Annotated in this window: 22 protein-coding genes; 8 read left to right on the top strand and 14 right to left on the bottom strand. The window is 71.4% G+C overall.

The features are described from left to right. Nucleotides 1–48: 48 nt before the first annotated feature. Genes BM290_RS34930 through BM290_RS34900 form a run of 7 tightly spaced genes read right to left on the bottom strand, consistent with a single transcriptional unit; the run spans nt 49 to nt 7,683 of the window. Nucleotides 49–2,319, bottom strand: coding sequence for a hypothetical protein (locus BM290_RS34930; protein ID WP_093620194.1), 2,271 nt, complete (start codon nt 2,317–2,319; stop codon nt 49–51). Next, the gene (locus BM290_RS34925) at nt 2,316–3,290 is read right to left on the bottom strand and encodes a glycosyltransferase family 2 protein (protein WP_093620193.1); all 975 of its coding nucleotides are present in this window, start codon (nt 3,288–3,290) and stop codon (nt 2,316–2,318) included. Before BM290_RS34925 ends, BM290_RS34930 begins: the two co-directional genes overlap by 4 nt. Beyond that, on the bottom strand, nt 3,287–4,468 hold the full coding sequence (locus tag BM290_RS34920) for an acyl-CoA reductase (protein WP_093620192.1): 1,182 nt from the start codon (nt 4,466–4,468) through the stop codon (nt 3,287–3,289). The genes BM290_RS34925 and BM290_RS34920 overlap by 4 nt, the downstream gene beginning before the upstream one ends. After that, nucleotides 4,465–5,502, bottom strand: coding sequence for a LuxE/PaaK family acyltransferase (locus tag BM290_RS34915; protein WP_093620191.1), 1,038 nt, complete (start codon nt 5,500–5,502; stop codon nt 4,465–4,467). Before BM290_RS34915 ends, BM290_RS34920 begins: the two co-directional genes overlap by 4 nt. Further along, nucleotides 5,499–6,716: an AMP-binding protein gene (locus tag BM290_RS34910; RefSeq protein ID WP_239143907.1), complete on the bottom strand. Its 1,218-nt coding sequence runs from the start codon at nt 6,714–6,716 to the stop codon at nt 5,499–5,501. Before BM290_RS34910 ends, BM290_RS34915 begins: the two co-directional genes overlap by 4 nt. After that, nucleotides 6,713–7,444 (bottom strand): SDR family NAD(P)-dependent oxidoreductase, encoded by a 732-nt coding sequence (locus BM290_RS34905; protein ID WP_093620190.1) that lies wholly within the window; start codon nt 7,442–7,444, stop codon nt 6,713–6,715. The genes BM290_RS34910 and BM290_RS34905 overlap by 4 nt, the downstream gene beginning before the upstream one ends. Further along, a complete protein-coding gene (locus BM290_RS34900) occupies nt 7,441–7,683 on the bottom strand; it encodes an acyl carrier protein (protein WP_093620189.1) in 243 nt (80 codons plus the stop codon). The genes BM290_RS34905 and BM290_RS34900 overlap by 4 nt, the downstream gene beginning before the upstream one ends. 182 nt (nt 7,684–7,865) lie before the next feature. Between BM290_RS34900 and pseB the strand changes: the two genes are divergently transcribed. The 6 genes from pseB (at nt 7,866) to BM290_RS34870 (ending at nt 14,192) form a co-directional block, all read left to right on the top strand. Further along, the gene (gene pseB, locus BM290_RS34895; protein ID WP_093620188.1) at nt 7,866–8,846 is read left to right on the top strand and encodes a UDP-N-acetylglucosamine 4,6-dehydratase (inverting); all 981 of its coding nucleotides are present in this window, start codon (nt 7,866–7,868) and stop codon (nt 8,844–8,846) included. Next, a complete protein-coding gene (locus BM290_RS34890) occupies nt 8,846–9,970 on the top strand; it encodes a DegT/DnrJ/EryC1/StrS family aminotransferase (protein ID WP_093620187.1) in 1,125 nt (374 codons plus the stop codon). Before pseB ends, BM290_RS34890 begins: the two co-directional genes overlap by 1 nt. Nucleotides 9,971–9,973: 3 nt before the next feature. Beyond that, entirely contained in the window at nt 9,974–10,786 is an 813-nt protein-coding gene (locus tag BM290_RS34885; protein WP_093620186.1) for a hypothetical protein, read from the top strand. Next, a complete protein-coding gene (locus tag BM290_RS34880) occupies nt 10,783–12,330 on the top strand; it encodes a class I SAM-dependent methyltransferase (protein WP_093620185.1) in 1,548 nt (515 codons plus the stop codon). Before BM290_RS34885 ends, BM290_RS34880 begins: the two co-directional genes overlap by 4 nt. Further along, nucleotides 12,324–13,052 carry a cytidylyltransferase domain-containing protein gene (locus BM290_RS34875; protein ID WP_093620184.1) on the top strand — a complete coding sequence of 243 codons (729 nt, stop codon included), beginning with the start codon at nt 12,324–12,326 and terminating at the stop codon, nt 13,050–13,052. Before BM290_RS34880 ends, BM290_RS34875 begins: the two co-directional genes overlap by 7 nt. Before the next feature lie 141 nt (nt 13,053–13,193). Beyond that, entirely contained in the window at nt 13,194–14,192 is a 999-nt protein-coding gene (locus tag BM290_RS34870) for a PseG/SpsG family protein (RefSeq protein WP_093620183.1), read from the top strand. On the opposite strand, the gene BM290_RS34865 is transcribed toward BM290_RS34870, so the two are convergent. Next, complete coding sequence (locus BM290_RS34865; RefSeq protein ID WP_093620182.1) at nt 14,179–15,192, bottom strand: NADPH:quinone reductase; 1,014 nt, start codon at nt 15,190–15,192, stop codon at nt 14,179–14,181. The genes BM290_RS34870 and BM290_RS34865 overlap by 14 nt on opposite strands. 83 nt (nt 15,193–15,275) lie before the next feature. Here BM290_RS34865 and BM290_RS34860 point away from each other — a divergent pair, with 83 nt between their 5' ends. Then, nucleotides 15,276–15,749: a response regulator transcription factor gene (locus BM290_RS34860; protein WP_093620181.1), complete on the top strand. Its 474-nt coding sequence runs from the start codon at nt 15,276–15,278 to the stop codon at nt 15,747–15,749. A gap of 10 nt (nt 15,750–15,759) precedes the next feature. Here the strand turns inward: BM290_RS34860 and BM290_RS34855 are convergent, their stop codons facing one another. The 3 genes from BM290_RS34855 to BM290_RS34845 form a co-directional block, all read right to left on the bottom strand. Further along, the gene (locus BM290_RS34855) at nt 15,760–16,482 is read right to left on the bottom strand and encodes a zf-HC2 domain-containing protein (RefSeq protein ID WP_093620180.1); all 723 of its coding nucleotides are present in this window, start codon (nt 16,480–16,482) and stop codon (nt 15,760–15,762) included. Continuing rightward, nucleotides 16,479–17,000 carry a sigma-70 family RNA polymerase sigma factor gene (locus BM290_RS34850; protein ID WP_093620254.1) on the bottom strand — a complete coding sequence of 174 codons (522 nt, stop codon included), beginning with the start codon at nt 16,998–17,000 and terminating at the stop codon, nt 16,479–16,481. The genes BM290_RS34855 and BM290_RS34850 overlap by 4 nt, the downstream gene beginning before the upstream one ends. A 152-nt stretch (nt 17,001–17,152) precedes the next feature. Continuing rightward, the gene (locus BM290_RS34845; RefSeq protein WP_239143908.1) at nt 17,153–18,250 is read right to left on the bottom strand and encodes a neprosin family prolyl endopeptidase; all 1,098 of its coding nucleotides are present in this window, start codon (nt 18,248–18,250) and stop codon (nt 17,153–17,155) included. 345 nt (nt 18,251–18,595) lie between these two features. Between BM290_RS34845 and BM290_RS34840 the strand changes: the two genes are divergently transcribed. Beyond that, on the top strand, nt 18,596–19,051 hold the full coding sequence (locus BM290_RS34840) for a cysteine dioxygenase (protein WP_093620178.1): 456 nt from the start codon (nt 18,596–18,598) through the stop codon (nt 19,049–19,051). 4 nt (nt 19,052–19,055) lie between these two features. Here BM290_RS34840 and BM290_RS34835 read toward each other — a convergent pair whose 3' ends face one another. The 3 genes from BM290_RS34835 to pnuC are packed head-to-tail and all read right to left on the bottom strand — an operon-like array spanning nt 19,056 to nt 21,384. After that, nucleotides 19,056–19,646, bottom strand: a complete 591-nt coding sequence (locus tag BM290_RS34835) for a hypothetical protein (protein ID WP_239143909.1) — start codon at nt 19,644–19,646, stop codon at nt 19,056–19,058. Continuing rightward, on the bottom strand, nt 19,643–20,761 hold the full coding sequence (locus tag BM290_RS34830) for an AAA family ATPase (protein ID WP_093620176.1): 1,119 nt from the start codon (nt 20,759–20,761) through the stop codon (nt 19,643–19,645). Before BM290_RS34830 ends, BM290_RS34835 begins: the two co-directional genes overlap by 4 nt. After that, nucleotides 20,758–21,384, bottom strand: a complete 627-nt coding sequence (pnuC, locus tag BM290_RS34825; protein ID WP_093620175.1) for a nicotinamide riboside transporter PnuC — start codon at nt 21,382–21,384, stop codon at nt 20,758–20,760. The genes BM290_RS34830 and pnuC overlap by 4 nt, the downstream gene beginning before the upstream one ends. Nucleotides 21,385–21,419 lie beyond the last annotated feature (35 nt).

Genomic DNA, 21,419 nt, shown 5'->3' with positions numbered 1-21,419 from the left:
TCCGGCGCCTCCCCGGCGATCCCGTGGACCGCCCGCCCGGCGGTAGGGTTAACCCGACCTCGACGTCAGCTCGTAGACGGTCACCGGCCCACCCGAGTGCCGCAGCTCCGCGACGGCGGCCAGGTTCGGTGACACGGCCCCGGCCCGGCGGTCGGCGAAAAGCCACCGTACGCCGTATTCGTCGCGCAACCGGGCGACATCGGCCGGATCCCCGTCCCGGAAGACCCGCTCGTTGAGCGCGAACCGCGCCGGGTCCGGCGCCGGCTGCTGGGTGTAGTTGAGCCCGCCCGCCCCGTGCGCGGCCACCGCCTCGTCGGCGTATCCCCAGCTCTCGACGAAGGCCCGCCGGCCGCCGAGCCCGGCCACCCAGAAGCCCCGGGCGTCGCACCGGACCGGTGGGTTCATCGGTGAGCAGTGCACGTTGGTGGCGACCAGATCCTCCTCGCCGGCGTGCTCGTCGAGCCAGAGCGCGGCCCGCATCTCGGCGGCGGTGATCGTCGTCGGCGTGACGGTGGTGCGCTTCGGCGGCACTGTCACCGCGCTGCCGCCGATCTGGTAGCCCGCCTGCGCGAGACTGCCCCCGGCGACCGCGGCGATCACCAGCACGGGCAGCGCCCGGACCGCCCGCGACCGCCAGATCGCCACCGCGATCAGCGACGCCACGACCATCACCGCGGCGGTGGTCAGCACCGGCACGGCCAGCGCCCACGCCCACCCGGCCACCGACGGCCGGGCCGGTGCGCCCGGCCCCGGGGCGAGCAGCTGCCAGACCGCACCTGCCGACGCCCCGGCCAGGGCGATCCACCAGTTGCGGACCCGGTCGGTGAGCGCCCACGCGGTCAGCGCGGCCGCGGCCGGGAGGACACCGGTGAAGAAGTACCCCTGGCTCAGCGACGGGTGCGCGAACGTCCACAGTCCACCGGCGCCGGCCACGACGATGCCGCCGAGGAGCCAGCGTCCCGGATCGGTACGGTCCACCACGCCGTCCGGTCCCGCGGGCGGCAGCACCAGCCCGATCAGACGCGGCGCCTGCATCAGCGCCCACCAGGCCACCAGGCCGAGGATGAACACCCAGCCGGCCGCCGAGGCCTTCGCCATGCCGGGCAGCAGGAAGCCGCCCAGGCCGAGCCCGTCGTTGCGGCCGAGCGTCGTGCTGTACGGCTTGACCCAGTGCAGCGCCTGCAACGGCTGCACGGTCAGGATGCTCGCCCCGCCGCCGGCGAAGAGCCGCTGCCCCAGCAAAATGCCGAAGACGATCGCGCCGAGCAGGCCCACCGCCGGCCACGGGATCCGCCGGTGACGCCAGAGCAGCACCACACCGGCCAGCCCGACACCGGCGGCGAGCGGCGGCAGCACACTCGACTTCGCCCCCGCGCAGACCAGCGCGAGGACCGGCAGCAGCGCCCACGCCACCCGGCTCAGCGACCGGCCGCGCAGTGCCTGGAGGGCGGCCAGAGTGAAAAGACCGATCAAGGGCATGGCGTACGTCTGCGACGGGCTGACCAGCGACACCGGAAGGCCGCTGTTCACCGGGCCGGTGGGGCTGCCCAGGGTGAGGGCGTGACCGGCGAAGCCCAGCGCGGCCGCGATCGCTCCGGCCTGCCAGCGCCCGGCGGCCGTCCGCCCGACCGCCGCGAAGGTGACCACAGCGGCCGCCGTGACCGGCAGGATCCAGAGCCGCAGCAGCACGGTCGCCGGCGGGATGCCGGTGATCATGCTCGCCGTGGCGATGTCCGCGTCGGAGAGGTAGTGGTACCGCAGCTCGTCCCCCGCGAGTTGCGGCACCTGGAACGGCATCGTGCGGGTCATCTCGTGCACGAGCGCCAGGTGGTAGTAGAGGTCCTGGTAGATGACACCGGTGGCGGGCGGCAGCGGGTTCGTCTCGAAGATCGACACGCCCCAGAGCGCGACCACCGTGAGCACCCCGGCGACCACCCAGGACCAGGCGATCGGCAGCGGGTCCGGCTCGCTGATCCGCCAGTGCCGGCGCAGCAGCGGGACCAGCGCGAAGACGCCGATGATCAGGACCGGCCAGGCGATCAGCAGATGCTGCGCGCCGAGGGCCGCGCCGAGGGCCCAGCCGGCCAGCAGGACCAGCAGGCCGGTGGCCGCGCCGAGGCCGAGATCCTCCGGCCAGTTGCCGCGGGAGCCGAACAGGGCGCGGAAGACCAGGGTGCCGGGTACGGCCACGGCGGCCAGGAAATACACCGCGTACAGCGCGATCTGGCGATCCGGGGTCCCGAAGAAGTGCAGGACGGCGAAGGCGGTCGCGGCCGGGACGAACCACGGCAGCAACCGCCCCCAGGCGGCACGGGTCACGGCGTGGTGGCCGGAGTGCGCTGGGCCGGGACGATCGGAGCGGGTGTCTCGGCCGAGTCCGACCCGATGTGGAAGGCGGGACGGCTCTGCAGGGTGCGGTAGATGCGGGCCACGTACTCACCGAGCAGGCCCAGGCAGATCAGCTGGACCGCGGCGAACAGCAGAACCGCCAGGAACAGCGAGGTCCAGCCCGGGATGACGGTGCCGTTCGCCCACACCACCAGGCCGAAGACCATCGCCACCAGGGACGCGGCGAACGCGGCCATGCCGAGCCAGGTGGCCAGGCGCAGCGGGGCCGCGGTGAAGTCGGCGGTGCTGTCCCAGGCGAGGGCGACCATCTTGCGCAGCGGGTACTTCGTCTCGCCGGCCGCGCGCCGCTCCCGGGTGTAGGCGACGGCGCCGGAGGAGAAGCCGAGCGACGGGATCAGCAGCCGGTAGACCGGGACCCGTTCCGGCATGCGCCGCAGCACGTCCACGACCGCGCGGCTGACCAGGCGGAAGTCCCCGGCCTGGGAGGGCAGGTCGGGGCCGACGATCCGGCGCATCAGGCGGTAGTAGAGGCCCGCGGTGTTCCGCTTGAACACGGTGTCGGTCGTCCGGTCGCCGCGTACGCCGTACACCACATCGAGGTTCTGCTCGACCGCCACCCGCAGCATCTCGCGGATCGTCTCCGGCGGGTCCTGCAGGTCGGCGTCGATGCTGACCACCCACTCGCCGAACGACCGGTGCAGACCCGCGGTGAGGGCGGCCTGGTGCCCGCTGTTGCGGCGGAGCCGGATCAGCCGCAGCTCCGGCCACTCGGCCCGGTGCTGCTCGACGAGGCTCGCGGTGGCGTCGGCGCTGCCGTCGTCCACCGCGATCACCTCGTATCCGACGTCGAGGGAGTCGAGGACCGGCCGCAGCCGCGCGACGAGGGCCGGGATGACCGCTTCCTCGTTGTACATCGGGATCACTACTGACAAAGCAGTCATTGCAGCGTCGTCAATCTCGTGAATTCGCGTTTGAGGTCATAGCCGTCCCAGATCGCGCCGAAGGTCAGCGCCGAACCGAACGGGACGATCCGGTCCACGCCGCGACCGCCCAGCTCGGTGGCGAAGGCGCGCAGCTCGGCCGGGGTGAAACCGAAGTAGCTGACGGTCTGGTCCTGCCGGTTCATCGCCGGGACCAGGTCGGTGAGGGAGCCGACCTCGGCGAACGGGAACGCGCCGGCGCCGATCCAGCGCCGGGGCGCCCGCTCGGCGCCGGCCAGGGTGACCGCGGTCAGCCGGTTGTCCGGGAAGTCCAGGGCGGTCGCGGCGCCGGTGGCGGCCAGCTCGTACGCGTTGACCCGCTTCTCCACCGCCATCGCCGGGTCGACGGTCCAGCCGCGCCGGTCCACCACGTCGAGCAGCAGCTCCACGAACTCGGCCCGGATGCCGGTGGTGTCCCCGCCGCCGACCAGGAAGATCGTCCGCGGGGAGGAGCAGGCGGCCTGGTCGAACCAGTAGGCGTCGTTGGCGAACCCGACCACGGCGGCGCGGCGTGCGTCCGGGTCGGCGGCCCGCCAGCCGGGGGCCGACAGGACCGCCCAGGACGTACGGTCCGGGAAGGTCAGGTCTCGCGCCGACGGCTTGAGCGGATGCTTGCGGATGGTGTCGACGGCACGGTCGCCGCCCCAGATCACCCGCAGGTCACACCATTTGCTGAGAGCGGCGGTGATCGTGTCGTCGTACCCGTAGGTGACCATCCGCTGGGTACGGGCGATCACCGGGTCCGCGTCGACCGCGTTCAGCGCCTCCAGGATCACCTCGGCGGCGCCCGCGGACCGCGACGAGATCCGGACCACGTTGTGGTTGCCGGCCAGCGCCGAGATCGCCCAGGAGTAGACGAAGATCGTGTCCACGTTGGCCGGTGGCACGTGGAAGACGTTGCCCCTCGGGAAGACGAGCGCCTCCTGCCGCGCCGTCATCGCCTCGACCGACCGTTTCAGCTCGGCCGGCCGCAGGAAGTAGCCGAGCGACCCCAGCTCGGGGAATCGCCGGGCCACCGCGGGCGCCAGCAGCCGGCGGGCCAGCGCGGCGAGGAAGTCGACCACCCGCGGGTCACCGACGGCGAGCCGGTCCGCCGAGGGCGCCGTCAGGTCGCCCTCGGCCCCGAAACGGAACCTCATGAGTCAGCGCTCCGATACGTGTCCGAGCAGCCCCGGGCCTCGGCGCGGGGCAGCCGGCCGAGCACCGAGAAGCGTTTGCCGGGCCAGTCCCCGTCGTCGATGCCGTGCACCACGCCGAGGTCCTCGGTGAGCAGCACGTGACCGGGGTACGAGGTGGGCAGCGTGCTCACCACCTCGAGCAGGCCCGGTTCGCCGGGCGGGAGCTCCGCCCAGGTCTCCGGGTCACGAACCACCACGTCCGCGAAGTCCGGGCAGTACAGCGATCCACCCGACGGGCCCTCGAGAAAGATCGTCCCGATCTGCTCGACCATGCCGTAGAAGTTGTGGATCCGGGTGAGCCCGACGGCCGCCAGCCGGTTGCGGAACTCCTCCGGGGAGACGGCCTGGTCGACCAGCTTCTTCCAGCCGCCGGAGTGGATCAGGATGCCGTTGCCCAGGTCCAGGCCGTGCTCCCGGGCGATCTCGTAGAGGTGCAGCCAGACCAGGTAGGTGAATCCGAAGATCAGGAACGGCTGGTCGCCGTGTTTCGCCAGGAAGCCGCGGATGCCGTCGAGGTCGACCGCGCCGTCGTTGTCGAGCGCCCACACGTGGTCCCGGCCGAAGGTGGCCATGCCGAGCACACCGGCGCCGCGGGCACTGAACGAGCGACGATCCTTGAGGATCGACTTGGTGTCGACGATGAGCATGGGGAGCCGCTTCGGGCCCAGCACGGTCTGCAGAGTCGCGCCGAGCTGCCGGGTCTGAGTGGCGGCGGCCGCCTTGTCCAGATAGATCCGGCTCACCTCGCCGGTCGTGCCACTGGAGGTCAGCACCTTGAAGACCTCGTCGTCCGGGATGCTCTTCAACTCCAGCGTCTTGAAGAGCCGGACCGGCAGCCACGGCAGTTCGGAGATGTCCGAAGCAGACCGGAAGCCGGATGCGGCGAGGATGCGGCGATACGGCTCGCAGCGGGATCGATGCAGATCCACGAGGTCGGACAGCTCGGCCAGCAGCGCCTTCTCCTTCGAGGACTGCGGCAGGGTGAAGACACTCACAACGACGCCTCCAGCGCCCGGTAGTCGGTCTTGCCGTTGGGCAGCAGCGGCAGGGACGAGATCGTGCGCACGTCGACGCCCGTGAAGTGGGTGCCGAGCCACTCGGCGATCTTGCTGCGCAGCGCGCGGACGTCGTCCTCGCCGGAGGTGAAGACGTGCAGCTTGTCGTCGCCGGCCACGGCCGCGACCGGGAAGTGCCGCTCCACGTCGTCCAGGTTGATCCGGACACCGAAGACCTTGGCCATCCGCTTGCGCCGGCCGGTGATGAAGAGGAACCCCTCGTCGTCGAGGTGGCCCAGGTCACCGGTGTGCAGCACGCCGGCCAGGTCGTCGCCCCGGGCCAGATCGGCGGCCGTCTCGGCGTACCCCATCATGACGTTGGGTCCTCGATAGACGACCTCGCCGTCCTCGACGGTGAAGGTGCCGCCGGGCATCGCGAGGCCGGCGGAGCCGAGCCTGTCGGCCAACCGGGACGGCGGCAGGCAGGCCATCCGCGGGCCGGCCTCGGTCTGTCCGTACATCACGAACATCCGGCCGCCGACGGCGTCCATCCGGGCGGCGAAATCGGTCACGAGGTCGGTCCGCAAACGGCCGCCGGCCTGCGTGAGCGTACGCACGGACGGGTACCGCGACGGGTCGAAGCGGAGTCGCCGCAACATCTCGTACTGCGACGGCACGAACGCCAGCGAGGTGACCCGGTGCTCGCCGACCGCGGCCCAGAAGTCCCGCTGCATGATCCCGGTGCGTTCGAGCACCACCGTCGCCCCGCGGAGCAGGTGCGAGTGCAGCACCGACAGCCCGTACGAGTAGAACAGCGGCAACGTGGTGATCGCGACGTCGTCGCCGGTGATGCCGAGGCTGTCGGCCACCTGCCCGGCGTTGGCGAGCACCGCCGCCCGGGAGAGCCGGACCAGTTTCGGATCGCCGGTGGAGCCGCTGGTGGTGAGCAGCAGCGCCAGGTCCGGGTGCACCTGGTCGGTGGTGTAGCGGGCGATCAGCGCGGTGTGGTCGAGATCCGGGTCGAGAAGCAGGACCGGCTTCTCCAGGCGCAGCGCCGCGAGGTAACGGGCCACCGCCTCCACCGTGCTCGGCATCGGCAGGAAGACGATCGGGTGCCCGGCGATCTCAGCGGCGGCAGCGTCGATCATCGCGGGCGTCAGGACCGCCCCGGTGGCCGCGTCGACGACCCGGGCGGAGGGGTGGAGCAGGTTCACAGTGTCAGTCCCCCGTCGACCCCGATGATCTGGCCGGTGACGAATCGCGCCTGCTCGGAGAGGAGGAAGGCGATCACGTCGGCGACCTCGTCGGCGTCGCCGAGACGGCCCAGGGCGGTGTGCGCGATCCGCTCGGCGCGCCCGGCCTCGTCCAGCGTGTCGAGCATGTCGGTGGCGATGAAGCCCGGCGCGACCGCGTTGACCCGGATGCCGCGCGGACCGAGCTCCTTGGCCGCGGACCTGGTCAGCCCGGCCACGGCGGCCTTCGAGGCGGCGTAGACGGCCTGCCCGGCGACACCCTGGTCGCCGGTGATCGAGGCGGTGAGGACCACTGCCGGGTTACGGCCGCGGGCGAGCAGCCGGACCGCGTTCTGCAGGGTGTACGCCGCACCGGCCGCGTTGACCGCGAAGAGCCGCTCGACAGTGGCGTCCGGTGTCATCCCCAGCATCCCGGCCGCGTGCGTGCCGGCGTTGACCACCAGCGCGTCGAGCCGTTTGAAGGTGTCGAAGGCGAGCCGGGCCAGGGCCTTGCTGGTCGCCGGGTCGGCGATGTCACCCGCCGCGTGCACGACGGTGACGCCGGACTTCCCGGCGATCTCGTCGGCCGTCGCGGCGATCCGCTCCGGGTCGTGGCCGTGCAGCACCAGATCGTGCCCCTGCTCGGCGAGACGATGCGCGACAGCCCGGCCGATACCGCGGGACGCCCCGGTGACCAGGGCGACGCTCACTTGACGTCCACCCCGTATTTACCGAGGATTCGCACGGCCTCGGCAAAGCTGGACATATTGATGACGTCGTCGGTGTCGATCATTACCGAGAATTCATCTTCAATGGCCGCGACGAGTGACATGTGGGCGAGGGAATCCCACTTCTCATTGTCCTGGTAGCGCAGGTCGTCCACGGGCTCGTCCGCCGGAAGATCGAGGGCGGTACGGAACGCCTCGCGTAGTCTCTGCAGCTCAGTCACGGTATTACTCCAGGGTGGGGTGTTCAGAGGAGGACTACGATCCCGCAGCTTCCCGGTCGCCACGACCAATCGCGGCTGAACTGAGAATGAACTGCACGCAGCATTTTCCCGCGCCTGGCAGAAATGCGTTCCGGTCTGTTTATGCTTCCGCCTCGTAACCCCCTGAACCCCCGGAGAATCTCGTGTCTGAACTCGCCGGCTCCTCGATCCTTGTCACCGGCTCGACCGGTTCCTTCGGCAAGGCCTTCCTGAAGTACGCGCTGACGCACCTCGACCCGTCCCGCATCGTGGTGTTCTCCCGTGACGAGCTGAAGCAGTACGAGGTCCGCCAGATGTTCGGCGACGACCCGCGCCTGCGCTTCTTCATCGGTGACATCCGCGACGAGAAGCGGCTGGCCCGGGCCATGCACGGCATCGACTACGTGGTGCACGCCGCCGCCCTCAAGCAGGTCGACACCGCCGAGTACAACCCGTCGGAGTTCGTCGCCACGAACATCAACGGCACCCAGAACGTGATCGACGCGGCCATCAACGCCGAGGTCAAGAAGGTCGTCGCGCTCTCCACCGACAAGGCTTCCAGCCCGATCAACCTGTACGGCGCGACCAAGCTCGCCGCCGACAAGATCGTGATCGCCGGCAACCACTACGCCGCCACCCACCCGACCCGTCTGGCCGTGGTCCGCTACGGCAACGTGATGGGCTCCCGCGGCTCGGTCGTCCCGTTCTTCCGCAAGCTCGCCGAAGAGGGCAAGAGCCTGCCCATCACCGACAAGCGGATGACCCGGTTCTGGATCACCCTGGACCAGGCGGTCCAGTTCGTCGTCGACTCCTTCGACGTGATGCAGGGCGGCGAGCTGTACGTCCCGCGCATCCCGAGCATGCGGATCATGGATCTGGTCGAGGCGGTCGCGCCCGGCGCCGGCACCCACGAGATGGGCATGCGCCCCGGCGAGAAGCTGCACGAGGAGATGATCGCCGCCGATGACAGCCGCCGGACGCTGCGGTTCAAGGACCGTTACGTGGTGCAGCCGGTCGTCGCGAGCTGGGGCTACGAGACCCCGCTGGGTGGCGAGGAGGTGCCGGACGGCTTCAACTACCGCTCGGACAACAACGACCTGTGGCTCTCGGTCGACGAGATGCGCGACCTCCTCGCGGAGGACTGATGCTGCCCTACGGACGACAGTCGATCGACGCCTCCGACGTGGCGGCGGTGGTCGCGGCCCTGGGCAGTGACTGGCTCACCACCGGACCGCGGGTCAGGCAGTTCGAGGCCGACATCGAGGCGGTGGCCGGGGCGCCCGCCGTCACGGTCACCAACGGGACGACAGCGTTGCATGCGGCGTACGCGGCGGCCGGTGTCGGCAGCGGTGACGAGGTGATCACCACGCCGATGACGTTCGTGGCCACCGCGTCGACCGCGGCGATGCTCGGCGCCCGGGTGGTCTTCGCCGATGTCGAGGACGAGACCGCGAACCTGGACCCGGCCGCGGTCGAGGCGCTGGTCACCGGGAGCACCCGTGCGGTGACCGCTGTCGACTACGCCGGCCACCCGGCCGAGTACGACGCGCTCCGCAAGGTCACTGAACCGGCCGGGGCGGTGCTGATCGGCGACGCCGCGCACGCGATCGGCTCGACGGTCGACGGCCGGCCGGTCGGCACGCTCGCCGACCTGACCACGTTCAGCTTCTTCCCGACCAAGAACCTCACCACCGCCGAGGGCGGCGCTGTCGCGTCGACCCGGCCCGACCTGCTGGAGCGGGCCCGTACCTTCCGCTCGGTCGGCATGGTGAAGGACCCCGCGAGACTGCGCCGGCCGGACGAGGGCGGCTGGTTCTACGAGGTGCACGAGTTCGGCCTCAACTACCGCCTGCCCGATGTGCTCTGTGCCCTGGGCAGCTCGCAGTTGCTCCGGCTGGCCGACTTCAAGGCCCGTCGACAGCACCTCACCGCCCGGTACGACGAACTCCTCGCCGACGTACCCGGCCTGCGGCTGCCGGTCCAGCGTGCCGGGGTCGACCCGATGCGTCACCTCTACCCGGTACGTGTCCTGGACGGGCGCCGTCGTGAGGTCTACGAGCGGATGCACGCCGCCGGGATCGGAGTGCAGGTCAACTACATCCCGGTCTACTGGCACCCGGTCTTCGAGGACCTCGGATACCGCCGTGGCATGTGCCCGGTGGCCGAGACCTTCTACGCCGAGGAGCTGTCGCTGCCGATCTTCCACGACCTGACCGATGCCGACCAGGACCGCGTCGTCGAGACACTGCGCGGGATCCTCGGGAGCTAGCGGGTGCACCACGGGAACCACTTCTACGGGCACGCGCACGTGCTGGCCGGGTACTGCGGACTGGACCCGGCCGCCCCGCCCCGGATCGACGGTTACCTGCAGCACGGGTGGAACGTGGTGGACGGGCTCGGTGGGGGCACGCCGTACGCGCCCGGCAGCACGATCTTCGTGTGGTCCGAGCGGACCCGGCGGCGTGCCCGGTCGATGGGCCGCCCGCTGGCCACCGTGATCGGCGCGCCCTTCCTCTACCTGCTGAGGTCCACACCGGACGACACCGCGGCGGGCCGCCGGGAGGGGACCATCTGGTATCCGTTCCACGGCTGGGAGGGGCAGAAGGTCAGCGGCGACCACCACCGGCTGATCGACGAGATCACCGCGACCGAGGACGGGCCGATCACCTTCTGCCTGTACTGGAACGAGTACGAGGACCGGCGGATCCGGGCCGTCTACGAGCGGGCCGGACGTGTCATCTGCCACGGCTACCGCGGGTACATGCGGATGCGCACCGACGCCGGCTTCCTCCGTGGCCAGCTCGCTGAGCTGCGCCGGCATCGCCGGGTGGCCTCCAACCGGCTGAGCACGGCGATCTTCTACGGCACTGCCGCCGGTTGCGAGCCCGCGGTGTACGGCGACCCGATGTACCTGGATCGGGAGGACACCCCGACGGCTGAGCGGATCCGCCGGGAGTGGCCGGAACTGCACGGCGCCGCACCCGATCCGGCGACCGCCCGGGAGATCGTGCTCGCCGAGCTGGGTGACGGCTGGCTCGCCTCGCCGGCCGAGCTGCGCGCGACGCTGGGCTGGGCCGCCGCATGATCCGGATGATCGGCGGCGAGATGCCGGAGTACGCCGAGGAGCACCCGCCCGCGGGTGGAGTCCTGCTCCGGCACCTGCTGGACCGCCTGCCCACCGGGATCCGGGTGCTGGTCGCCGGGCCGCACGACACCGGCCTGATCGGCGCGCTGGCCGAACGCCGCGACGTGACGTGCCTGATCCGGTCGCAACCGGACGCCGCCACGATCCCGGACGTCACGGTGCTCTGCGGCACCCTCTCCAAACTCACCGACGCCGACCGGTACGACATGGTGATCGCCCTCGACGGCGTCGGCCGCCTCTGCTCCCCGGAGGACACCCCGCTCGACTGGGCCGAATCGGTCCGCGTCCTGGCCCGTAGCCTGCGGCCCGGCGGCACGCTGCTGCTCACCGTCGAGAATGAGCTGGGCGTACACCGTCTCGTCGATCCGGGCACGCCGACCGCGGCCCGTTCCGCGGACGCGTGGCGGCCGCTCGGCGAATACGGCGGCACGCCCGGACGCCCGGACCGGCTGGCCGCCGCGCTCGCCGCCGAGGGGCTGCCGGTCGCCGCCCTGGCCACCGCCTGGCCGCTGCCGGTCTCACCGACCCTGCTGGTCACCCCGGAGACGCTGGGTCGCGGGCCGCTCGACGCGCTGGCCGCCCTGGCCGCGGCGGCGGTCTCCCCCGCCTACGCGGGCCGGTCCGTGCTCAGCGACCCGCGCCGGCTGGCCGCCTCGGCCGTGCGCCGTGGAGTCGGCGCCGAACTCGCTCCCGCCTGGCTGGTCGTGGCGCAGCGCGCCACCCGCCCGGGCCCGGCCGTGGTGCCGCTCCCGCCCGCGCTGTTCACCGGCCCCTCCGGGGCGGTGACCGAGGTGGTCGGCACACCGGACCACGGCTGGCTGCGGCGTGTGGTGCGCGGCTGGTCGCCGGCGCTGTCCCCCGCACCGGGAGACGACACTGAGCACCAGCCGGGGCCCTCGATGACGGACCGGCAGACCGAGCCGCTTCCGGGCGGGCGGCTGCTGGAGGAACGGCTGCTGACGGCCGCACTCGGGCATGACCTGCCGAGGCTGCGGCGGCTGCTCACCGGCTGGATGACCGAGCTGCCGATGGCCGCGGCGGGCAACGTGCTGGTGGACGGCGACCGGTACGCCCTGCTGGACCCGGCCGTGCCGGATCAGCCGGACGCGCTGGCCAGGTTCGCGCACACGCTCCTCGACGGCGGATATCACCACCCGTGGCCCGGCGTCACCGATCCGGCACGGCTGATCGCCGTCCTCGCCGGGGCCGCCGGACTCGACACCGTGCCGGAGACCGCCGCCGCTGACGGCCCGCCCGGGCGCCGCGAACAGGAGGCGCAGCTCGACGCGCTGCGGCAGCGGCTCGCCGACGCCGAGGAGCGGTGCCGGTTCTTCGAGATCGAGCTGGAGAAGCGTGAGGCCGAGCTGGGCCGCGCCAAGACACAGATCGCCGCGTTCAGCGGCAACCTCGGCTATCGCGCCGCCAAGGCCGGGCTCGTCCTGGCCCGCGCCGCCCGCAACCGCATCCGAAAAGGACGATCATGAGCACCCTCGGCATCATTCAGGCCCGGATGGGCTCCACCCGGCTGCCCGGCAAGGTACTGCGCCACCTGGGCGGACGGACCGTCCTCGACCGGGTGGTCCGCGCCGCCCGGGCCAGCGGCGTCGTCGACGACCTGGTGGTGGCCACCACGATCCTGCCGGACGACGACGCGGTCGAGGCCGAGTGCGCGGCGATCGGGGTGGACTGCTACCGCGGGCCGGTCGACGACGTGCTCACCCGGTTCCTCGGGGTGCTGGAGACCCGGACCGCCGACGACGTGCTCCGGTTCACCGCCGACTGCCCGCTGCTCGATCCGCGGCTGGTCGCCCGGGCGTACCGGGTGTTCGCGGCGGCCGACGTCGACTACCTGACCACGTCGATCATGCGGACGCTGCCGCGCGGGCTGGACGTCGAGGTGATCCGGGCGGCGGTGCTCAAGGAGGTCGACAAGCTGGCGTACGACCACCACCGCACCCACGTGACGTCGTACGTCTACACCCACCCCGCCGACTTCGACCTGATCGGGCTGACCGTGCAGCCGGACATGTCGTATCTGCGGCTCACCCTCGACACCGAGGACGACTGGCAGCTGATCGAGGCGATCGTCGACCACTTCGGCGACGCGCCGGTCGCGGTCCGGGAGATCGCCGACTGGCTGGGCGGTCAGCCGGAGCTGGCCGAACTGAACGCGCACATCATGCAGAAGGACCTGGAGCAGGCATGATCGACTGCACCGAGCGGCAGCCACCGGCACCCGCTCACGAACGCCGCAGGCGAGGGCCGGGAGAGCATGCCGAGGCAGGCACAGCATGATCGACCGCACCGAGCGGCACTCACCGGCAGCGCATGCCCGGGCAGGCGCCGCGTGACCGCGATCGGGATCCGGTGTGACGCCGGGGCGCTCACCGGTGTGGGGCATCTGGTTCGGTGTGTGGCGCTGGCCGAGGAGCTGACGTCGCGGGGTGTGGACGTGCACTTCCTCAGCGATCTCGGCGGCGTGGCCTGGGCCGAGTCCCAGCTCGCCCAGCGCGGCCTCGCCTGGCATCCGGCGCCGTACGACGAGGTGGGGCTCGTGTCGGCGATCCGGCGGCTCGGGCTGGACGCGCTGGTGATCGACTCCTACACGCTGCCACCCGCGCACAGCAAGGCCGTCCGCGCGTCGGGGACGACGGTGCTGGCCATCGTGGACGGTGACCCGCGTGGCCAGGACGCCGACATCTACGTCGACCAGAACCTGGACGCCGTGCTCGACGTCGGCGACGTCCGGCTGGCGGGCCTCGACTATGCGCTGTTGCGTTCGGCGGTGCGGCGGCTCCGGCCTCTTGCGGCGCCGGTGAGCTCGTCCGACCGTACCCCCAAGATTGTCGCCTTTTTCGGCGGAACCGACGCCTACCGTGCCGCGCCGCAGGTAGCGCGGCTGCTCGCGGACACCGCGGCGCCCTTCGAGGCGACCGTCGTCGCCGCCGACGCGAGCCTGCGCGCCGAGTTGCTGGCGATCCCGGCGGGTGAGGGCCAGCGGTTCGAGATCATCGACCCGACCGATCGGCTGCCCGAGCTGCTCGCCGGCGCCGACCTGGTGGTCAGCGCCAGCGGCACCTCGACGTGGGAGCTGCTCTGCCTCGGGCGGGCCGCCGCGCTGGTCCAGGTCGTCGACAATCAGATCCAGGGGTACGAGCGAACGCTGGCCCGTGGTTACGCGGCCGGCATCGGTCGTCTCGGCGCGTTCGACGACGACGCCGTGACCACGCTGCGACGTCTGCTGCTGAAGCCGGGCGACCGGACCGCGCTCGCCGTCCGGGGATGGGCCGCGGTCGACGGCCGTGGTGTCGAACGGGTGGCGGACGCCCTGCTCACGGGCGTGTGACCTCGATGACGACCTTGCCGACGGCGTGGTTCTCGACGGCCTCGTGCGCCTCGGCGACCCGATCCAGCGGGAAGCGCAGGATCGGCAGCCCGGCCTCCTCGCCGACCCGGAAGGCGCCGGTGTTGACCGCCTCGGCGACCGCGGCGACCGCGTTCGCCTTCTCCTCGGGCGTGGTCGTGTAGGTCAGCACGAAATCGAGGCTCGCATTTTTCACCATCGCCTTGAAACTGGGCACGCTGAACTTCCCGCCCACGTAGATCGCGATGTTGCCGCCCGGCGCGAGCACGTCCAGGTCGGTGTCGAGATTGCCGGTGTTCACCTCGACGATCAGGCGCGGGCCCCCTGGGCTGACGTCGCGCACCCGGGCGACCACGTCCTCCTCCCGGTAGTCGATCACCGTGTCGGCGCCGGCGGCCAGTGCCAGCTCCGCTTTCTCCTTCGAGCTGACCGTGGTGAGCACCGTGGCGCCGGCCCACTTGGCCAGCTGGATCGCCGCGTTGCCGACCGCGCCCGCGCCACCGGCGACCAGCACGGTCCAGCCGTCGAGAGCGCCGGGCGCCAGCCGGGCCGGGCCGTCCGCCGCGACGGTCAGGCAGCGGTGCGCGGTGAGCGCCGGGATGCCGAGGCCGGCGCCGATCTCGAACGGGACGTCGTCGTTCATCCGCACCACCTGGTGGCGGGGCAGCACCACATACTCCTGGGCGGTGCCGTTCTCCCGGCCGTACCCGGCGTCCCACACCCAGACCCGGTCGCCGGGCTCCAGGTCGGTCACGCCGACGCCGAGAGCGTCCACCACGCCGGCACCGTCCTGGTTCGGGACCCGTGGTGGCGCCACCCCGTCGGGCACTCCTCGGCCCGCCCGGGTGCCGGTGTCGGTCGGGTTCACCGCGGAGAGCACGATCCGGACACGCACCTCCCCCGCACCGGCCAGCGGCAACTCACGGTCGACGATCTGCAGGACGGAAGCGGGACCCGGCTCGGCGAATACGGCAGCACGCATGCCTCCACCCTATTCGCGCTCAGCGCCTCCGCCGGGTTGCCGAACAGTAGTAACGGCAGTCCGCCACATTCTCGGAGGTACCCGTGCCCACCGTGTTGATCGCCGACGACGAGGTCGACCATCGAGAACTGCTGACCATCGCGCTGCACCGGCTCGGCTACGACGTGGTGACCGCCGCCGACTCGGCCGGCGCGCTGGCCCGGCTCGCCGGCGGCGGCATCGACGCCGCCCTGATCGACGTGCGCATGCCGGGCGGCTCCGGCATCGAACTGTGCCGCCAGATCCGCGGCTCCGCCGAGACCGAGCTGCTGCCGATCATGGTGATCAGCGCCGACGTGCACCGCCATCAGATCATGACCGCGCTGCACGCCGGCGCCGACGACTTCCTGCCCAAGCCGTTCAGCCGGGCCGAGCTCACCACCCGGATGGAGACCCTGCTGCGGACCCGCCCGAGCGCCGCGGCCCGTTCGGCCTCGGCGGCCCGGGCCGCCCTGCTCGCATCCCGGCACGCGCTGATCGAGGAGACGCCGGCCGTCCCCTACCGCCACACCGCCTGACGGATGGATGTCAGACCGTCGCCGTGCCGAGCACCTTGCCGTCCCGGTCGGTGATCAGGATCGCCTCGACATCGGTCGCCTTCGTCGAGCTGGCGCCGGTCAGTTTCGCCTCGCCGTTCGGGGTGCCGCCCCAGACCGCGGCCTGCTCGGTCTGACCGTTGCGGTTGCGGACCAGGCACAGGAACGGCCCGTTCCCACTGATCCGGGTCACGTCCAGGGACACCTCGACACCCCACGCCTTCGGGGTGAGCTTGGCCTCCCCGGTCAGCCCGCTGCCCGGCGCCGGCTGGAACCGCGCGTCGATGAGCTGCACGCTGGCCGTCGGCAGCGCCTCGGTGCCGTTGTTCGGTGGGGTGTTGTTGGTGAAGATCCCGTAGGTGACTCCGGCGGCGGCGGCCAGCGTGACCGCGGCGACCGTGAGCCACCGCATCCGGCTGACCCGGGTCTCCTTGAACTTCTCCGCCCGCATCCGGCTGAGCAGCGTCTCGATGTTCTGCGAGCTCGGCCTGGCGGCCGGACCGACCGCGAGCGCCGCGCCGCCTCCGAGATGCCGCGCGTCGGGCATCTTCTGCAGCATTTCCGGTACGGGTGACAGCCGGTCCAGCTCGGCCCGGCACTCGGCGCAGTCGGCCAGGTGGGCATCGAGCAGCTCGGTGTCCGTCTCGTCCAGCCCACCGAGGAGATAGCCGCCCAGCAACCTGTGCAGTGTCTGGTGGTCGTCGAGGTCGCTCATCGCAGCATCCCCATCTCCTCGAAGACGGTACGCAGCGCGCGTACGGCGTAATACGCGCGCGATTTCACCGTGCCCTCCGGCACCGAAAGTCTTCGGGCCGCGTCCGCCACGCTCTGCCCCTCGTAGTACATCTGCTGGATGACCGCCCGGTGTTCGGGCGACAGACGTTCGAGCGCCTCCGCCACCAGCCAGCCTTCCACCATCTGATCAACATTGTCTGCCGACGGCACCGAGTTGACCGCGTTCTCATCGGCGACCAGTTTCGGCCGGCGCTGTTCGGCGCGCCAGGCGTTGGTCACCACGTTGCGAGCGATGGTGAGCAGGTACGACCTGGTCCGCCCCGGTTCCGGGTCGAGGTGGTCGATGTGCTTCCAGGCTCGCAGCAGCGTCTCCTGAACCAGGTCCTCCGCCTTGTGCCGGTCGTTCACATACCGGGAGACGAAGTTGATCAGGACGGCATAGTGTTCGGTGTAGAGCGCGGTCATCAGTTGCTCGTCGGGGTTCACCCGTCGCTTCATCGGCGCCAGCTCTCCCCTCGGGTTCGGCCCGGCCACCCGGATGTACATCGTGGCATGTGGACCGGTTCAAGAGTGGCCCGCAAAACCGGAAATCGTTGATGCCCGGCCCCCGTTCGGGGACCGGGCATCGATGAACCGGCGAGGATCGGCGATCAGGAGGGTACGCACTCCGGGCGCTGTTTCAGGTCGGGTCCGCCGCCGTATCGGAACGTCCGGGCGCTCAGTCTGGTGAGCTTGTACGAGGGGGAGCCCACGGTGTAAAAGGTCGGTTCCACGGCCGTCGCCGTCCCGATCAGCGAGATGCTCCCGATCCGGGCGGCGGTGGTGTTCTCGGTCGTCCCGGTGGTGCCGTTGCCCATCTGGGTGCACGGCTCGCCGTTGTCCGCCGCCACCTCACCGAAGACCTTGACCAGGGTCGTCTTCGAGAAGTCGACGGTCCAGTGCTTGAGCGGGAAGTAGCCGACCCACTCCGAGTCGTAGGCGATCCACCAGGCGTTGTCGTGGAACTCGATGCCGAACCGCTTCGTGGTGTCCAGCGGGAGGGTGTCGCCGGGCCGGATGTTCTTGCTGTACTGCTCGTAGCCGCAGCCGTTGTAGCACTGGGGCACGCCGTCGACCCAGGAGTAGACGAACAGGTGCGGGTCGTCGTCACCGTTGACCACCCGGTCGACCGTCCAGCCGACCTCGACGACCTGGTCGATCTTGTCCTTGCTGGACACCACGGCCAGCTCGGCCAGCGTGTGGAAGTCGTTCTTGGCCAGAGTCGGCTTGTGGATCGTCAGGTTCGCGTAGGTGCCCTGGGTGACCGCATCCTGCGAGGCGACGTTGTAGTGGAAGTTCACCTCCGCGTTGGCTGCCGCCTTCGCGTTGATCCCCGGGGGCGCCGGCGGCACGACATCCGTCGTCTCTCGCCTGAGCGAACCGTTACGTGAGGTACGACCCTTGGGCGCGTAGGACTCCCCGGCCTCCGCGCCGGTCGCGTCGGGGGCGGCGGCGTCGAGGCCGGACGCCTTGAGCGACCCGCTGCTCGCGCCGTCCCGCCCGGTCTGGATGTCCTCGGGCTCCGCGCCCCACGGAAGGCGGGCCGGCGGGGTCGGAGCCTGCTCCTCCGCCTCGACCGGGGCGGCGGCGGGTGCGGGGCTCTCCGGGATCTCCTCGGCGCCCGCGTTGAGAGTCGAGACGACCCCGATGGTGCCGATCACGACTGCGGATATGCCGGCGGCGAGCAGTCCGCGGCGAGACTTCAACACGTGTCCGTCCTCATTGTCGGGACAACGGAGGGGGGCCTCCGGCGGCCCGTTCCGGGCGCGAGGGTCACCCTATAGCGTTCACTATTCGCCAGGGACCGTCTGAGCAGCGTATTTCGGCGGAACGGCTGATCGGGCTAGGCCGATCTGGTGACACATCGACCGATTTATTGCACTCAGTGTGTCGACCTGATTGCGGAACGAAGTTTTTCGCACCCTCGCTAGAAAGAGGCAAAGCCGAGCAAGCTTCTTTCCGCCGACACGAGATCCGGGGTTGCGCGGACACGGCGGGCGATCATGTGATAAGACCTATCACGTCTATAGGGTTTATAGAGGAGGCAGGCCACCGTGACGCTCGATCACCTTGCCATCGCTCAGCGCTTCTCGGCGGCCGCCGCCGAGTGGGCCGTCGCGCCCCGGTTCGATCCGGTCGAGCGCTGGTATCACCGGCTCGCGGTGGCCGACGACTACGAGGTCTGGCTGCTCACCTGGATGCCCGGGCAGGGCACCGAGATCCACGACCACGGCGGCTCGGCCGGCGCGTTCCACGTGCACGCCGGCACCCTCGCCGAGGACACCGTGTCGGCCCGCGGCGGCGCGCCCCGGGTGGTCTCCCGCGAGCTGGGCGAGGGCGCCGGCCGCCGGTTCGGCAGCCACCACATCCACCGCATCGAGAACCGCTCCGGCCGGCCCGCGGTCAGCGTGCACGTCTACGGCCCGGCGCTGACCACCATGACGAAGTACCGGCTCGGCCCGGACCGCCTGGAGGTGCTGACCGTGGAGCGCGCCGGCGCCCAGTGGTGATCCGCTACCGCGGGTAGACGACGCCCGACCGCCCGCTGTACAGGTGCCGGGTGCCATCCCGCTCACGTCCGGTGTTCGGCGCGTCGAGCCAGACGATGTAGGGCGCACCCGAGGTCAGCCCGCTGATCGTGGTGCGCACCGTGCATCCGGTGCCGGCCGGCACGGCCTGCCACACCGGCTCCGGCTGACGGCCCACCACGACGCCCTGGAGCACCGCGGTGACCCGGTAGTTCGATCGGTACTGGGTCGGCCACTCGACGGTCAGCGAGCCGGACCCCGGGGTCACCTCGACCGGGATCATCACCGGCTCGGTCCGCGGCCACACCTTGGTGCAGCTCGGGTCCGGCGACGCGGCGGAGAGCGACACCTGCGGGGTGGCGGCCGGTTTCCCCACGGTCGCGGCCGGGGACGGCGTCGGGCTGCCCTGGTCGAACAGGATCCACTGCTTGCCGCCGCCGGCCGCCGCCGACGACTCGCCGGCCTTGTCGCCACCGGCGCCGAGCGCGGCGCAGCCGCCCAGCGTGAGCGAGGCCGCCGCCAGCGCGAGCGCGATCCTGGTGTGCCGCATCAATCCCCCCGGGTCGGTGTCCCTCACCGATCGGCAGGGTCCGGCCCGCTCTTAGGGGCCATCGCCGCCGCGTCCGGCTTGATCGGCTCGGCGAAGGTCCATCCCCGGGCGAGCACGGCGTCGACCGCCTCGATCGCGGCGCGCAGGCGTCGTCCGTACCCCCCGGTCAGCTCCTGCCATGGGGTGTCGCCGGCCATGAGGCCGGACCGGAACCGATCGGTCATCCATTGCCGCAGGTGCTCGCCGTCGCGCAGCCCGTCGTCCTGGAACGGCACGTCCGCGCAGTCGGTGAGCAGGTAGAGATCGGGCGGGCGGACCAGGGCGCGGACCTCCGGCGAGGTGCTGCCCAGGTAGCGCTCCTCCCAGATCGTGGTGGCGAAGGCGTCGGTGTCGCCGAAGACCACCGGCGAGCCGGCGCCCGCGGCCACGTCCTCGGCCGCGTTCTGCTCGGCGGCCACCGTCCGGAAGTCGGCACGATCCCAGGTCACGTCGAAGACGGTCGCCTCCGGCCGCTCCTTGCGCAGCTCGGCGAGCTTGCGCTCGGTCAGCTCCCGGCCGAACTCCGGAACCCATCGGGTGCCGGCCCAGACCCCGCCACGCAGCCGGAAGTGCCGGGCCAGCGCGCGTGCCATCGTGGTGGTGCCGGACGACTCGGCGCCCACCACGATCACCCGGCGGGCCAGCCAGGCCCGGGCGCCCGCACGGAGCCGGTCCCAGTGCGCCACCGGGTCGGCGCGGATCGCGGTCCCGGAGACCGGCACCCGGCCGCGGTCCGGGTCGACCAGCACCGCCTCGGCGTGGAAGCGGTGTGCCAGCTCCGTCCCGTACGCCTCCGAGGAGAACACCGCATCCACCCGGTCGGTGCCGGCCGCCGCCCGGAAGACCGCCATGTGCAGGTCCCAGACCGCCGGATCGGCGTAGTCGACCGGATGGTCGTCGATCACCCCGGCGAACCGCACGTGCGGCCCGTGCTCGGCTCTCAGCCAGGCCAGCCGGTCCGCCAGCGGGATGCTCTCCCGGGAGGACGGCGCCACCACCACGGTGACCCGCTCACAGGCCTGTGCGGCCGCGTCGATGAGCGCGTGGTGCCCGGCGTGCGGCGGGTAGAACTTGCCGACGATCAGGCCGTGCCGGTACCTCATGCGGGCACCGCCGGCCGTTGCGAGCGCTCGACGGCCCGCCAGGACCGCAGGCCGAGCACGCAGAGCACCAGGAAGGCCACGTAGAGGATCGCGGTGAGCCAGAGACCCTTGTAGCCGTAGAGAGGGATGTAGATCACATCGGCCGCGATCCAGATCCACCAGCTCTCCACCAGCTTGCGGGTCTGACCGTAGGTGGCCAGCAGGGAGAGCGCCGTGGTCAGCGCGTCGGCCAGCGGCACCGTCGAGCCGGTGAGCCGGTCCAGGAAGAGCCAGAGAGCCCCGGTCAGCAGTACGCCGGCGACGGCCAGGCCGAGCCACTCGGCACGGGTCGTGGAGCGAACCACCAGACGGGTCCGGTTCGCGCCGCCGTAGAGCCAGGCCCACCAGCCGTAGAAGCCCAGGACCACGTAGACGATCTGGAGGCCGGCGTCGGCGTACAGCCCGGCGCTCCAGAAGACGACCATCAGCAGCAGCACGTTCAGGATGCCGAGTGGCCAGTTGAGGATGTGGCGGCGGACCAGCAGGCCCACGTTCACCAGGCCGGTGAGGAAACCGAGCACCTCGGCCCAGGAGGTCGCGACACCGAACGCCACCAGGGCCGGACTGTTCAGCCAATCGATCACGGTGTCAGCATCGCCCGCCGGGGGCCGGCAGGGAA

This window comes from Actinoplanes philippinensis (genome assembly GCF_900113015.1).
In the GTDB taxonomy this organism is placed as follows: Bacteria; Actinomycetota; Actinomycetes; order Mycobacteriales; family Micromonosporaceae; genus Actinoplanes; species Actinoplanes philippinensis.
Note: the sequence above shows the minus strand (reverse complement) of the source record. Positions and strands in the feature narration are given on the sequence as shown.

What these genes read in the sequence shown, in the direction of transcription:
- BM290_RS34830 (WP_093620176.1), bottom strand. Translation starts at nt 20,761, where the DNA reads ATGAGGTACCGGCACGGCCTGATCGTCGGCAAGTTCTACCCGCCGCAC.
- BM290_RS34925 (WP_093620193.1), bottom strand. Translation starts at nt 3,290, where the DNA reads ATGACTGCTTTGTCAGTAGTGATCCCGATGTACAACGAGGAAGCGGTC.
- BM290_RS34920 (WP_093620192.1), bottom strand. Translation starts at nt 4,468, where the DNA reads ATGAGGTTCCGTTTCGGGGCCGAGGGCGACCTGACGGCGCCCTCGGCG.
- BM290_RS34850 (WP_093620254.1), bottom strand. Translation starts at nt 17,000, where the DNA reads ATGAAGCGACGGGTGAACCCCGACGAGCAACTGATGACCGCGCTCTAC.
- BM290_RS34855 (WP_093620180.1), bottom strand. Translation starts at nt 16,482, where the DNA reads ATGAGCGACCTCGACGACCACCAGACACTGCACAGGTTGCTGGGCGGC.
- BM290_RS34865 (WP_093620182.1), bottom strand. Translation starts at nt 15,192, where the DNA reads ATGCGTGCTGCCGTATTCGCCGAGCCGGGTCCCGCTTCCGTCCTGCAG.
- BM290_RS34890 (WP_093620187.1), top strand. Translation starts at nt 8,846, where the DNA reads ATGCTGCCCTACGGACGACAGTCGATCGACGCCTCCGACGTGGCGGCG.
- BM290_RS34880 (WP_093620185.1), top strand. Translation starts at nt 10,783, where the DNA reads ATGATCCGGATGATCGGCGGCGAGATGCCGGAGTACGCCGAGGAGCAC.